The organism is Eubacterium sp. (assembly GCF_057858645.1).
In genome coordinates this window covers 1-14,780 of record NZ_DBLZZO010000018.1, presented here as the reverse complement: position 1 = coordinate 14,780, position 14,780 = coordinate 1, and the positions used below count along the sequence as shown (strand labels likewise).

The window sequence follows — 14,780 nt, the reverse complement described above, 5'->3', positions numbered from 1 at the left end:
GAAAAAGGGAAATTATGACAAACAGAAGAAGAAAAGTACGCAAAAATTATAATAAGTATCATTCAATATACCACAGACATAGAAGATTAAACGTTAAACGTATAGTAATAAGTGTGGGCACATTAATTGTTTTAGGTGTATTAATGGTTATAGGAATAACGACCTTAGTATCAAACAACAAATCAGTTAAGGTTGTTCAAAATAATATAGAATTGCCAACAAAAGTAGCAGATAAAAAAGTAAAAAATACAGTTAAAAATGTAACCCAAAATATTAAACCCACAGAAGTTTCTATAGTTGCAGTAGGGGATAATCTGGTTAGTGACTCGGTTCTTTATACTGCCAAACGTTATGGTGGTGGCAAATATGATTTTTCAGAAGTATTTGAAAAAATGAAATCTGATTTTAAGGCAGCAGATATTGCCATAATTAACCAGGAAACAATGCTGGGCGGAAAGCAGTTTGAATATCAGGGTTTTCCGTTATTTAACACACCTGATTCTATGGGAAGGGCTGTAATAGATGCCGGATTTGATATAGTTCAGTGTGCTTCAAATCATTCTTTGGATACCAAAGTTGAAGGTATGCAACATGCAATTAAGTTTTGGAAGAAACATAAGAATGAAATAATGATGGTTGGCTTAAATGAAAATGAGGAAGAATATAATAGTATACCAATTTACGAATGTAAGGGTATAAAATTCGCAGTTCTAAATTATACGTATGGACTTAATGGTTTAAAACTTCCACAGGAGTATTCATATATAGTTAATTTAATGGACAAACAACATAAAGAAAAAGTAAAATCCGATATTGAAAGAGCAGAAAAAGAAGCTGATTTTACAATTGTCCTACCACACTGGGGGCAGGAATATGTACAGCCTGAACCAATTAAGGAACAGGTGCAGTGGGCGAAACTTATGGTAGAAGCCGGAGCTGATTTGATTATTGGAACTCATCCCCATGTATGTGAAAAGATTCAGTGGATTAAAACAGACAATGGAAATAAGGCGTTGTGCTATTATTCTTTAGGTAACTACACATCAGGTCAACAGCAGTGGGAAACACTTATGGGTGGAATGGCAACTCTTACAGTTAGAAAAGACAATAAAGGAACAAGAATTATAAAGAAAACAGCTGGAGTTGTGCCTACAATCAATCATTATGTTTGGGGCAAATCTGAAAATGTTATAAGAAAACAATATACCTACAGACTAACTGATTATAATGACTCAATGTTAAGAGAACATAGTATTCAATGGTATGATCCTGTAAAATATCAGGACTACGTTGATTTGTCCAAAAGAGTGTTTGGCAAATATATAAAAAAATAAAAGGATAAAAATCTCCTAGATGTGCAAAATAAGAAAAAGCATGTTAGGAGGTTTTTTATGTATAAATTTTTAAAAATTGTTAATGTAAAAGGCAGAGAAGTAATGGATTCAAGAGGAAATCCAACAGTTGAAGCAGAAGTTACTGTTAAGGTTGACGGTAAGGCAGGAGAGTTATATACAGGTTGTGCCATTGTGCCATCAGGGGCTTCAACAGGAAAGTTTGAGGCAGTGGAACTACGTGATAGTGGTGAAAGATATAATGGAAATGGCGTGAAAAAAGCCGTAAAAAATGTAAATGAAATTATTTATCCTGCATTAGAAGGCATCAATGGCTTAAATCAGAATAAAGTAGACAGCATAATGTTAAAGCTTGATGGAACATCTAACAAGGAAAATCTTGGAGCTAATAGTATTCTTGCAGTATCAATGGCAAATATGAAAGCCTGTGCAAAAGCATTAAAGCTTCCTGATTATAAATATATTGGTGGTATTTGTGGAAGAAAAATGCCTATACCAATGATGAATATTTTAAATGGTGGTGCTCATGCGTCAAATAATGTGGATATACAGGAGTTTATGATATTACCTGTAGGGGCAAAATCTTTTAAGGAAGGGCTTAGATGGTGCAGTGAGGTCTATCATTGCCTTAAAGGGCTGTTAAAAGAACGTAATTTGTCAGTAGCTGTTGGAGATGAAGGTGGCTTTGCACCGGATTTAGAAACCGAAGAACAGGTTCTGGATATTATAGTTGAAGCAGTAGAAAAGAGTGGCTTTCAAAAAGGAAAGGACTTTAAGATTTCTTTGGATGTGGCAGCATCTGAATGGAAAGGAAGTTCAGTTGGAAAATATAATATGCCAAAGAAAAATAAAAATGTAACATCAGATGAATTAATTGAGATGTGGGAAAATATAGTTAATAAATATCCTATTTTTTCAATTGAAGACCCATTGGACGAAGAAGACTGGGATGGTTGGAAGAAACTAACGCAGAGAATAGGAAGTAAAATAAGATTAGTAGGTGATGATTTATTTGTCACAAATGTAAACAGACTGCAAAAAGGCATTAAAGAGAAAAGCGCCAATGCAATACTGATTAAACCAAATCAGATAGGCTCAATTACTGAAACTATAAAGGCAGTACAATTGGCACAGAAAAATGGCATGATAGCCATAATGTCTCATCGCTCAGGAGAAAGCGAGGATACAACAATAGCAGATTTGGCAGTGGCACTTAATACAGGCTATATAAAAACCGGTGCCCCATGCAGAGGAGAGAGAACTGCCAAATATAATCAATTACTACGAATTGAGGAAATGTTGTAAAAATCCTTAACACAAACTGCTGTAAAAATACTCTTGATTTAGAGAGCATAATATGATAATATTGTCTTTGCGTGATACGAAATATTAAGGATTGGTATCCTTGTAATAGATAGAGGAGGAAAAAACTAATGACATTACTTAGAGTATTAACAGTAGTATTTATGATCGTATGTTTAATTATTACAGTAGTAATCTTACTTCAAGAAGGAAAACAGGCAGGACTTACTGGTGCAATCAGTGGTGCAGCTGACACATATTGGGGAAAGAACAAGGGCCGTTCAATGGAAGGTAAACTTGAGAAGGCTACAAAGATTTGCGTTGTATTATTCTTTGTACTTTCAGTAATTCTCAATATGGGATTTATCGGATATTAAGATAAAATAAAATGTTGACTGATTAAGGTGTAGATTTCTACACCTTTTTTCTTTGTAAAAAAATACCAAATAAGTATAAACAGTTTGGACAGATTAATGTATAATGTTTTTGGATATTATTTAAGAAGAAAACGGAATTTATGATAGACAAATAGATAAAGGGAGATTTGAATGGATTTAATAGAAGAAAAGAAAAAAATAATACTTCAGTTAATGAATGACAAACATTATGTACCAATGAAATTTAAAGAGTTGGTTGTTATTTTAAATGTTAGAAAAGAAGACAGAGGGTTGCTTGACATTGTTTTAACTGAATTACTAAACGAAGGGAAAATAACAATATCAAAAAAAGGAAAATATAGTATTCCACAGGAAGAGTACAGACAGGGACTTTTTATTGGAAATGAAAAAGGTTTTGGCTTTGTAGAAGTTGAAGGCGAGGAAGAGGATTATTTTATACCAAAAGGAAATGTTAATGGTGCCTTTCATCATGATATGGTATTGATTGCGGTAGATCCTATCCAAACAGGAAAGAGAAAAGAAGGCAAAGTTATCAAGATTATTTCTCACGAAATCAGAGAAGTAGTAGGTTATTTTCAGAAAAATAAAAGTTTTGGTTATGTTATTCCTGACAATAAGAAAATTTTCAGTGATATTTATATTGCAGGGAAAGATACAAAAGGGGCAGTAGATGGTCATAAAGTTGTTGCAAAAATTAAAACTTATGGCACAAAGGATAGAAAACCTGAAGGTGTTGTAACGGAAATTCTAGGTCACGTAAATGATCCAGGTGTAGATATTTTATCAATTGTGAAAAATTACGACATACCTTGTGAGTTTCCTGAAGAAGTAATGGAACAGATTGAAAATATTCCATCTGAAGTGGCAGAAGAAGATAAGGTAGGCAGATTTGATATTCGAGGCCTTCAGACCGTAACTATTGACGGTGAGGATGCTAAGGATTTAGATGATGCTATTACTTTGACAAAAGAAGATGGGATTTACACTTTAGGTGTTCATATTGCAGATGTATCGCACTATGTTACTGAAAATTCACCATTAGATAAAGAGGCTGTGAAAAGAGGAACAAGCGTATACTTAGTAGACAGAGTTATTCCAATGTTACCTCATAAATTATCCAATGGAATTTGTTCACTTAATCAGGGTGAGGACAGGCTTGCCCTTAGCTGTATAATGAAAATTAATGAAAAAGGTGAAATCGTAGACCATCAGGTCAAAGAAACTTTAATAAATGTTGATAGACGAATGACATATACAGCAGTAAATGATATTATAACAAATAAGGATGAAGCCACAATTAAGCAGTATGAGGATTTTGTGCCAATGTTTAATTTAATGGCTGAGTTATCAAAAATACTTAGAGATAAAAGATACAAAAGAGGTGCCATTGATTTTGATTTTCCAGAGTGTAAAATCAAACTTGACGAAAAAGGTTATCCTATATCAATTGAACCTTATGATAGAAATGCAGCTACAAAAATTATTGAAGATTTTATGTTGGCAGCTAATGAGACAATAGCCGAATATTTTTATTGGCAGCAGGTGCCTTTTGTATACAGAAATCACGAAAAGCCGGATAGTGACAGAATGAAAGCTTTGGCAACATTTATTACCAACTTTGGTTATTCTGTAAAATTATCAGGAGAGGAAGTACATCCAAAAGAAATACAAAAATTGTTAAACAACATTGAAGGAACACCGGAAGAGGCTATGATAAGCAGGGTAACTCTTCGCTCAATGAAAAGAGCAGAGTATACACCTGAATGTTTGGGACATTTTGGCTTGGCTGCAAAATATTATACGCATTTTACATCGCCTATTAGAAGATATCCTGATTTGCAGATACATCGTATTATAAAAGAATGTATTAACGGGAAGATGACAGATAAGCATGCTGAACATTACAAGAGCATACTACCTGAAGTGACAAAGAATTGTAGCACAAATGAAAGACGTGCAGATGATGCAGAAAGAGACACAGAAAAGCTAAAGCAGGCAGAATATATGCGTGGACAAATTGGCGAAGAATTTGTGGGTGTGATTTCAGGTGTTACAAACTTTGGTTTGTATGTAGAATTGCCTAATACAATAGAAGGTTTGGTGCATGTTTCAAATATGTGTGACGACCATTATATATATGATGAGGATTCTTTCTCAATGACAGGTGAAGCCACTAAGAAGACATATAAGTTGGGCCAGCCTGTAAGAATACGTGTTGAGGCGGCAGACAAATTAACAAGAACGATTGATTTTAGTCTGGTGTAAATTATTTGAAACAGATTATATTTTGTATGAATTATTTAAAATGAATTAAAGCCGGTATAAAAAATTCGAAACAGATTAGTTCTGATTTAAACAATTTGAAACAGATTATATCCGGTATGGTAATATAAAATATTATTGGTGATTAACTTTAAAGAAAGGAAAGAGTATGGCTTCAGGAAAATTAATTGCAAGCAATAAGAAAGCAAGACATGATTATTTTATAGAAGATACTTATGAGGCAGGAATTGTTTTACATGGAACAGAAGTTAAGTCTTTACGTGCAGGCCATTGCAGTATAAAAGAGTCATTTGTAAGAATCGAAAATGGCGAAGTTATAATATACGGAATGCATATTAATCCTTATGAAAAGGGAAACATTTTCAACAAAGATCCTTTAAGACCAAAGAAATTAATGCTTCATAAATATGAAATTAATAAATTAGTTGGAAAACTAAATGAAAAAGGGTTGACCTTAGTACCTTTAAGAGTTTATTTTAAAGGAAGTCTGGTAAAGGTTGAAATAGGACTTGCCAGAGGTAAAAAACTATATGACAAGAGAGCAGACATTAAAAAGCGTGATTTGAAGAGAGAGCACGAAAAAGAGTTTAAGATTCATATGCGCTAGTTATAAATAAGGAGGATAAAATGTATACAGAATCATTAGTAAAGTTAGGAAAAGTACGTTCAGAAATCAGAGAAATTTTTGAATATGGTAATAAGAGAAAGGCTGAAATCGGAGCAGAGAATGTTTTTGATTTTAGTATTGGTAATCCAAGTGTACCTGCACCAAAAAGTGTAGATGATGCCATTATTGATTTAGTTAATAATTTTGATTCAGTAGCCCTTCATGGATATACATCAGCTCAGGGTGATGCACATGTTAGGGAAACAATTGCAAATTATATTAATGACAAATTTGGGACGAATGTTACAGCAAACAATATTTACATGACATGTGGAGCAGCAGCATCACTTACAATTGTAATGAATGCAATTTTACAAAAAGATGACGAGTGTATTGTATTTACTCCTTATTTTCCTGAATACGGGGTGTTTATTGAAAGAACAGGCGCTAAATTAGTAGAAGTTAAGTCACAGGAAAAGACTTTCCAGATTGACATGGATAATTTCGAAAAAGCCATTAATGAAAAAACAAAGGCAGTAATAATTAATTCACCTAACAATCCATCAGGTGTTGTTTATACTGTAGAAACAATTGAAAAAATGTGTCAGTTATTAAAAAAGAAAGAAGAGGAATATGGACATCCTATTTTCCTTATTACTGATGAACCATATAGAGAGTTAGTTTATGATGATACAGAAGTACCATATGTTATTAATTATTATGACAATACTTTTGTCTGCTATTCATATAGTAAGGCATTATCTCTTCCGGGAGAAAGAATTGGATACATAGTAGTATCACCAAAGATGATTGATGAAGAAGATGCTTACGCAGCAGTTTGTGGAGCCGGAAGAGCTTTAGGCTATGTATGTGCCCCAAGTATGCTTCAAAGAGTAATTGAAAAGTGCATAAGTGATACATCTGATATTTCAATTTATAAAGAAAACAGAGATTTATTATATAATGCTTTAACAAAAATGGGCTTTGAATGTGTTTACCCTGATGGTGCATTTTACTTATTTGTAAAAGCCATGGGAGAGGACGCTTACGAATTTTGTGAAAAGGCAAAAGAATACGAATTATTACTTGTACCTGCTGACAGTTTTGGAGCACCGGGATATGTAAGAGTTTCTTATTGTGTTCAGACAAAGCAGATTGAAGATGCGCTTCCTGCATTTGAAAAGTTAGCAGAAAGTTATAAGTAAACAGGAGTTTAACAATGAGTGATCAATATAGTTGTGAATTTTGTAGCAATTATGTATATGACGAAGAATATGAAGAATACGGCTGTGTTGTAAATATGGATGAAGATGATTTAGCCATGTTAATGCAGTTTAAGAGAGCAACATGTCCGTATTTCTCCTATGGTGATGAATACAGAATTGCAAGAAAACAGTAGAATTATTTCGGAGAAAAAATGAAACAGGAAAGCTATATAAAAATAACAGAAGCTGTTAGAAAAAAGAAAAACGGAGTTAAAATAGTTACAGGAATAAACAGGATAGTTACAATAATGATTTATGTTTTATTTGCTGTAATTATTTTAATGTCTGCGTTTATGCAGTATCAAAACAATAGTGGTACCTGTGTAAGAGTTGTGCTTGTATGTAGCATATCTTTTGTGGCAGTTACAATATTCAGATATATTATTGACGAAAAAAGACCTTATGTTGTATATGATTTTACACCGTTGATTGTAAAAGAAAAAAAAGGTCAGTCAATGCCAAGTCGTCATGTTTTTTCTGCCTTTGTAATTGCTATGTCAGCTTTGTATATTTGTATCCCTTTGGGGATTTTTATGATGCTTCTTGCTGTTATTATGGCATTTGAGAGAGTAATTTGTGGAGTTCATTTTCCAAAGGATGTAATAGCAGGGGCAGTTATAGGAATTGTATCAGGAATAATTGGATTTTATTTAATTTAACAATTACATTGTCAAAAGGTTTTATACCATCTGTACAGCATGAGTGGATAACCTTAGGACAAGCTAAAGGATGAGGAAAATTATGTCAAAAGAAAATAAGTTTTTAAAGGACATGACAAAGGGCACACCTTGGAAATTGCTTTTGCAGTTTGCAGTACCTTTGTTTATTGGAAACATATTCCAGCAATTGTATAACATGGTGGATTCCATAATTGTTGGAAATTTTGTTGGACCTAATGCGTTAGGCGCAATCGGAACAACAAACTCACTTAATTTTTTATTCTTTTCCTTAGTAGCAGGTTTATCTGTTGGAATAGGAATAATTGTCGCACAGTTTTTTGGCTCAAATAATGAAGAGAAGGTAAAAGACACAATAGGAAATGCAATATGGATTGTGCTTATAAGTTCAGTAATAATGGCTTGTATAGGCTTTTTTGTAGCAAAACCAGTATTAGTGTTACTTAGAACAGATAAGGTTATTTTAGGTGACGCAACAGCTTATTTAAAAGTTACATCCATAGGTATTTGCTGTACAGGTTTATACAACGGAGTATCAAGTATACTTAGAGCCTTAGGAGACAGTAAAACACCTTTAATATTTTTAATATTGGCAAGTCTTGTTAATGTTGTGCTTGATTTTTGGTTTGTATTAGGACTTGGCTGGGGAGTTGTAGGCGCAGGTGTTGCCACAGCATTTTCACAGTTTTTATCAGCAGTTACATGTATTTTTTATGCATATAAGAGCAATACTTATTTTAGGCTAAAAAAGAAGAATTTAAAACTTAACAGTTATATTGTAGATAAGAGTTTAAGACTGGGTATACCTGTAGCATTACAGAATTCATTAATAGCCTTTTCATTAATAGTATTACAGGCTATTGTTAATGGTTATGGAGCAACATTTACTACAGCTTTTACAGTTATCTCAAGAATAGAAACATTAGTTCAGCAGCCATTCATGTCACTAGGAGCAGCAGTTTCTACATATACAGGTCAGAATCTTGGTGCAGGAAAGACAGACAGAGTTGTGAAAGGATTTAATTCTTCAAATGTTATGAATGTAATATTTTCAGCAGTAGTCCTTGTTCTGTTTTGGACTTTCACATCACCGATTGTGTCAATATTCGGAAAAGATGCTGAAGTTTTACGGATAGCTTCAGATGGTCTTAGAATAACAAGTTGTTTCTATGTATTTTTAGGTCTCATTTATACAACACGAAATGTATTAAATGGTGCCGGGGATGCAATGTTTTCTCTTTTTACGGGCATAGTGGAATGTATAGGAAGAGTTGGATTTGCATATCCATTAACATTAATTCCATTTTTAGGTAGTTATGGTGTATTTGTTGCAACAGGAATTACATGGATGCTAAACGGGTTATTTAGTTTAATAAGATACAAACGTGGAAAGTGGAAAACTATTAATTTAGTTGTACATAAAGAATAGAGTGTGAAGTTGGTTAAGGAGGCAGAATGTACGAAAACAAAGAAGAATTGGAAAAAGTAATTCTGGTGGCTGTTTCCACAGGTAATGAGGAAGATGCACAGGAATCATTAGATGAATTAGAAGAATTAGTAAGTACAGCCGGGGCTGTTGTAGTTGGAAGAGTTGTACAGAATCTTGAACATATAAATAATACAACCTATGTTGGAACAGGTAAAGTAAAGGAAATTAAAGATTTAATTTGGGAAACAGATGCAGATGCCATTGTATGTGACGATGAACTATCACCTGCCCAGTATAAGAACCTTGAAGATGAATTGGAAGTTAAGGTTATGGACAGAACCCTTATTATATTAGATATTTTCGCAGGTAGGGCAAAAACTGCTGAAGGTAAGATTCAGGTAGAATTGGCACAGCTTAGATACCGTTCAACAAGACTTATTGGTATGAGAAATCTATCAAGACAGGGTGGTGGAATCGGTACAAGAGGACCTGGTGAAAAGAAACTTGAAGTTGACAGACGTTTAATTAGAAACAGAATTTCACAGTTAAAAGAACAGGTTTCAGAAATGGAGAACCACAGACAGGTAACAAGGGCGAAACGTCAGGACAATCCTGTTCCGGTAGTTGCGATTGTAGGCTATACAAACGCAGGAAAATCAACACTTCTTAACACAGTAACAAACGCTGAAGTTTTAGAAGAGGATAAGCTTTTTGCAACCCTTGATCCAACAACAAGAAACTACAAATTACCGGATGGGCAGGAAGTGCTTTTAACTGATACAGTAGGTTTTATAAGAAAATTACCACACCACTTAATAGATGCTTTTAGAAGTACGTTAGAGGAAGCAAAATATTCTGACATTATTATTCATGTGGTGGATGCCTCTAATCCGTCAATGGATAAAAATGTTCACGCAGTGTACGAAACTCTCGATAACTTAGGTGTAAAAGACAAAACGATTATTACCGTTTTCAACAAAGAAGATAAGTTGGAAACAAAACCTATATTAAGAGATTTCAAGGCAGATTACGTTGTACATGGTGCCATTAAAAAGGGCATAGGAATTGATGACATAAACGAGGCAATTGAGAATGCAGTTAAGTCAATGCGTGTATTGTACGAAAACGTATTTACTTATGCCGAAGCAGGCAAGACAGGCCTTATTAGAAAATATGGTCAGTTACTTGAAGAAGAGTATAAAGAAGACGGTATACACGTAAAAGCATACGTGCCAACATCTTTAATTGGAAGATTAAATTGACAATGATATTTTTATATGGTATATTCTCAATAGTTTAGCGTGGTAAAGCACTAACACACGAAAATGAAAGAAGAGGATAAATTATGAAAAAGAAAATAGCATTATTATTATCAGTGGCAATGGTAGCATCTTTATGCTTAGTTGGATGTGGTAGCAGTAAGAAGAGCGGAACAGACAGCAAGGTATATGCTGTAGAAGCAGGTTCAGCAGGTGAGCAGGCTGCAAAGGACAAAAAGTGGAAAACAAATGCAGTTTCATCACAGGCAGATGCTTTAATGGAAGTTAAGTCAGGTACATCTGATGCAGCTATTATTGATTTACTTATGGCTGGTGCAATGATTGGTGAAGGAACAAGCTATCCTGACCTTAAGTACACAGATAAGCTTACAACAGAAGAATATAGTGTTGGCTGTAGAAAAGATTCTGATTTGGCAGATTACATTAACAACTTCTTCAAAGATACATATGCATCAGGCGAAATGGAAAAAACAGCAAAGAACTATGGTGTTCAGGAAGCTATTTTAAAACAGGATAAGCCTGGTAAGTATGTTGAAGGTGATGATGTTAAATACATTAAGAAAAAAGGAACATTAATCGTTGGTATTACAGAATTTGAACCAATGGATTACAAAGATAAAGACGGTAATTGGATTGGATTTGATGCTGACATGGCATCACTTCTTGCAAAGAAATTAGGTGTTAAAGTTAAATTTGTTGTAATTGACTGGGATACAAAAGCAATGGAACTTAAGTCAAAGAACATTGATGTTGTATGGAACGGTATGACATTAACAGATGAAGTTAAGAATGCAATGAACTGTACAACTGCTTACTGCAACAATGCACAGGTAGTTGTTGTTCCATCAAAATAATATAAACAAATACTTTAAATATGTAGACTAATAAGGCAGGGAGAAAACTCTCTGCCTTATATATGCGTAAAAAGCTAAGGAGAAATTTTATGTTTTGGGATGTAACAGAAACATTATTAAATGGACTTGGAACAACTTTTGAAATTTTTATTTTTACATTGTTGTTTTCTCTTCCATTGGGACTTATAGTTTCATTTGGAGCTATGAGTAAATTTAAACCACTTAGATATTTAGTACAGATATTTACTTGGATTATAAGAGGAACACCACTTATGCTTCAGTTAATTATTATTTTCTATGGCCCTGGTTTATGGCTAGGACATAATATTTGGAGCGGTGATGAATGGGGGAGAATTTCAGCTACAGTTGTTGCATTTACAATTAACTATGCATGTTATTTTTCAGTAATATTCAGAGGTGGTATCGAAGGTGTACCTGCAGGTCAAAGAGAAGCAGGACAGGTTTTAGGTATGACAAAATCACAGATTTTCTTTAAGATAACATTATTACAGATGATAAAGAGAATTGTGCCACCAATGTCAAATGAAATAATAACCTTAGTTAAGGATACATCATTGGCAAGAATTATTGCTGCATACGAATTAACATTTACAGGTTTTGCCTTTATGAAATCAGACGGTATTACATGGCCATTGTTCTACACAGGCGTGTTCTATTTGATTTTTGTTGGTATATTAACTTTATTATTTAACTACATAGAAAAAAAATTAGATTATTTTAAATAGGAGGTGCTATAAATGGCAATTTTGGAAGTAAAAAATATAGAAAAACATTTTGGTAGCACCAAAGTCTTAAAAGATATAAGTTTTGATTTAGAAGAGGGACAGACATTAGCAATAATTGGTTCTTCAGGTTCTGGAAAAACAACATTGCTTAGATGCTTGAATTTCCTTGAAACACCAAATCATGGAACTATTTCCGTAAAAGGTGAAAAGTTGTTTGATGCCTCATTACCTAGAGTTAAGAAGGATAAGGCATTAAGAGATAAAAGACTTCATTTTGGTATGGTTTTTCAATCATTTAATCTTTTTCCACAGTACACAGCATTAGAGAATGTTATGTTGGCAGAAAAGCTTCTTGCAGAGGAAAAAGAAGATTACAAGAAAAATAAAAAAGAAATTTTGGAAGAAATCGAAAATCATGGAAAAGAACTTTTAAAGAAAATGGGGCTTGAAGACAGAATGGATCATTATCCACATCAGTTATCAGGTGGTCAGCAACAGAGAGTTGCCATAGCAAGAGCTTTGGCTTTGCAACCTGATATTTTATGCTTTGATGAGCCCACATCAGCTCTTGATCCTGAACTTACAGGAGAAGTTTTAAAAGTAATTAAGGGACTAGCAGAAGAAAAAACAACCATGGTTATTGTTACTCATGAAATGGCTTTCGCAAGAGATGTGGCAGACACGGTTGTATTTATGGACAAAGGTGTTATTGTTGAGCAGGGCGATGCAAAAGAAGTAATTAACAATCCTAAAGAAGAGAGAACTAAACAGTTCTTATCAAGATACAGTCAGGGATAAAAGGCTAAAAATTGTATATTTATTCATACGCAGGGAAAAGCTATTTTGCATTTGTATAGCTTTTCCTTTTTTACTTTTCTATTTATTAATTAAATTAAAAATGCTATACTTGTTTAAGATTTTTAAAAACAGGAGGATTCAATGAGTTACGCAGATAAAATATTTGTAAATATGTGTAGAGACATTTTAGATAACGGAACAGATACAAAAGGTGAGAAAGTACGTGCAAAGTGGGATGACGGTTCATTTGCATATACAATAAAGAAATTTGGTGTTGTAAACAGATATGATTTAAAGAAGGAATTCCCGGCTTTGACTCTTAGAAAAACAGGTTTTAAAAACTGTGTTGACGAGTTACTTTGGATTTGGCAGAAAAAATCCAATAATGTTAATGATTTAAACAGCCATATTTGGGATGCATGGGCTGACGAAACAGGCTCAATTGGAAAAGCTTACGGCTACCAGATGTCGGTTAAACATCATTATCCTGAAGGAGACATGGATCAGGTTGACAGAGTGTTATACGACTTAAAAAACAATCCTTACAGTAGAAGAATCATGACAAACATTTATGTACATCAGGATTTATCAGAAATGAATTTATACCCATGTGCATATAGTATGACGTTTAATGTAACAAAGAATAAGGAAACTGGAAAACTTATTTTAAACGGAATACTTAATCAGCGTTCACAGGATGTTTTAACAGCAAACAACTGGAATGTGTGTCAGTATGCAGCTTTGTTACATATGTTTGCTCAGGTCAATGACATGGAGGTTGGAGAGTTTGTACATGTTATTGCTGATGCGCATATTTATGATAAACATGTAGATTTAGTTGAGGAATTAATTACAAGAAAACAGTATCCGGCACCAAAACTTTGGATTAATCCTGAAATCAAAAACTTTTATGACTTTACAGTAGATGATATAAAACTATTGGATTATGAACATGGTGAGCAGATTAAAATTCCTGTAGCAGTTTAGAATAATGCTACGGGTGAGGGTTAAGAAGTTTTAACGTAATGTAGTAGCGTGGATTATGGATTTGTGAAAATAATAGTTAGTTATTTAACCGATTTATTATTTTCTGATTGACGAGAAAGGAATCTTTGCAAAGATTAAGGTGAAACATGAATTTAATAGTAGCAGTAGATAAGAACTGGGCAATTGGAAACAACAATGAATTATTAGTTAGCATACCCGATGACATGAAGTTCTTTAGAGAACATACAACAGGAAATGTTATAATTATGGGTAAGAAAACATTAGAAAGCTTTCCGGGAAAAAGACCACTTAAGAATAGAGTAAACATTGTAATAACAAAGAATCAGAACTATAAGGTTGATGGTGCAATTGTTGTACATTCTATTGAAGAGGCAGTTGAAAAAGCAAAAGGATATAATGAAGATGTGTATGTTATAGGTGGTGGCTCAATTTATAAGCAAATGCTACCATACTGTGATACAGCCTATGTAACATACATTGATCATCAGTATGCGGCAGATACATTTATTCCAAATTTAGATGAAATGACTGACCAGTGGGAGTTGGCAGAAGAAAGTGATGAGAACACTTATTTTGATTTGGAATATTATTTTAGAACATATAAAAGAAAATAAGAATATTTGAATATTGAATAGAAATATTTGAATGAAATATAAAAGAAGTTGTGGCTTATGTACCGCCCCCCAAAAGTTAGACCTAAAAATCTAACGATTGGAGGTCGGTATTTTTATGGCAAAATACAGTTATGAATTCAAAAAGCAGGTTGTTGAAGCATATCTTA

The 14,780-nt window shown here is 33.5% G+C and carries 15 protein-coding genes; all 15 read left to right on the top strand.

The window, feature by feature from the left end; translation table 11 throughout:
* Nucleotides 1-14: 14 nt before the first annotated feature.
* The gene (locus ACZM4J_RS07620; RefSeq protein ID WP_428244772.1) at nucleotides 15-1,334 is read left to right on the top strand and encodes a CapA family protein; all 1,320 of its coding nucleotides are present in this window, start codon (nucleotides 15-17) and stop codon (nucleotides 1,332-1,334) included.
* A gap of 57 nt (nucleotides 1,335-1,391) precedes the next feature.
* Nucleotides 1,392-2,657 (top strand): phosphopyruvate hydratase, encoded by a 1,266-nt coding sequence (gene eno, locus ACZM4J_RS07615; protein WP_022165940.1) that lies wholly within the window; start codon nucleotides 1,392-1,394, stop codon nucleotides 2,655-2,657.
* Nucleotides 2,658-2,785: 128 nt separating this feature from the next.
* Nucleotides 2,786-3,031 (top strand): preprotein translocase subunit SecG, encoded by a 246-nt coding sequence (gene secG / locus ACZM4J_RS07610; RefSeq protein ID WP_022165941.1) that lies wholly within the window; start codon nucleotides 2,786-2,788, stop codon nucleotides 3,029-3,031.
* Nucleotides 3,032-3,202: 171 nt separating this feature from the next.
* A complete protein-coding gene (gene rnr / locus ACZM4J_RS07605) occupies nucleotides 3,203-5,317 on the top strand; it encodes a ribonuclease R (RefSeq protein WP_302690031.1) in 2,115 nt (704 codons plus the stop codon).
* Between the two features lie 166 nt (nucleotides 5,318-5,483).
* Nucleotides 5,484-5,942, top strand: coding sequence for an SsrA-binding protein SmpB (gene smpB / locus ACZM4J_RS07600; protein WP_022165943.1), 459 nt, complete (start codon nucleotides 5,484-5,486; stop codon nucleotides 5,940-5,942).
* A 20-nt stretch (nucleotides 5,943-5,962) separates the two neighbouring features.
* On the top strand, nucleotides 5,963-7,147 hold the full coding sequence (locus ACZM4J_RS07595; protein ID WP_022165944.1) for a pyridoxal phosphate-dependent aminotransferase: 1,185 nt from the start codon (nucleotides 5,963-5,965) through the stop codon (nucleotides 7,145-7,147).
* 14 nt (nucleotides 7,148-7,161) lie between these two features.
* On the top strand, nucleotides 7,162-7,341 hold the full coding sequence (locus ACZM4J_RS07590; protein WP_022165945.1) for a DUF6472 family protein: 180 nt from the start codon (nucleotides 7,162-7,164) through the stop codon (nucleotides 7,339-7,341).
* Between the two features lie 18 nt (nucleotides 7,342-7,359).
* Nucleotides 7,360-7,866 carry a phosphatase PAP2 family protein gene (locus ACZM4J_RS07585; protein WP_022165946.1) on the top strand — a complete coding sequence of 169 codons (507 nt, stop codon included), beginning with the start codon at nucleotides 7,360-7,362 and terminating at the stop codon, nucleotides 7,864-7,866.
* Nucleotides 7,867-7,948: 82 nt separating this feature from the next.
* Nucleotides 7,949-9,313, top strand: coding sequence for an MATE family efflux transporter (locus ACZM4J_RS07580; protein ID WP_022165947.1), 1,365 nt, complete (start codon nucleotides 7,949-7,951; stop codon nucleotides 9,311-9,313).
* A 26-nt stretch (nucleotides 9,314-9,339) separates the two neighbouring features.
* Nucleotides 9,340-10,575, top strand: a complete 1,236-nt coding sequence (hflX, locus tag ACZM4J_RS07575; protein WP_022165948.1) for a GTPase HflX — start codon at nucleotides 9,340-9,342, stop codon at nucleotides 10,573-10,575.
* Nucleotides 10,576-10,658: 83 nt separating this feature from the next.
* Nucleotides 10,659-11,447, top strand: coding sequence for a transporter substrate-binding domain-containing protein (locus tag ACZM4J_RS07570; protein ID WP_022165949.1), 789 nt, complete (start codon nucleotides 10,659-10,661; stop codon nucleotides 11,445-11,447).
* Between the two features lie 89 nt (nucleotides 11,448-11,536).
* Nucleotides 11,537-12,193, top strand: coding sequence for an amino acid ABC transporter permease (locus ACZM4J_RS07565; RefSeq protein ID WP_022165950.1), 657 nt, complete (start codon nucleotides 11,537-11,539; stop codon nucleotides 12,191-12,193).
* Between the two features lie 12 nt (nucleotides 12,194-12,205).
* Nucleotides 12,206-12,991, top strand: coding sequence for an amino acid ABC transporter ATP-binding protein (locus tag ACZM4J_RS07560; RefSeq protein ID WP_022165951.1), 786 nt, complete (start codon nucleotides 12,206-12,208; stop codon nucleotides 12,989-12,991).
* Nucleotides 12,992-13,132: 141 nt separating this feature from the next.
* Entirely contained in the window at nucleotides 13,133-13,978 is an 846-nt protein-coding gene (thyA, locus tag ACZM4J_RS07555) for a thymidylate synthase (RefSeq protein WP_022165952.1), read from the top strand.
* Nucleotides 13,979-14,124: 146 nt separating this feature from the next.
* Nucleotides 14,125-14,613 (top strand): dihydrofolate reductase, encoded by a 489-nt coding sequence (locus ACZM4J_RS07550; protein ID WP_022165953.1) that lies wholly within the window; start codon nucleotides 14,125-14,127, stop codon nucleotides 14,611-14,613.
* Nucleotides 14,614-14,780: the final 167 nt, after the last annotated feature.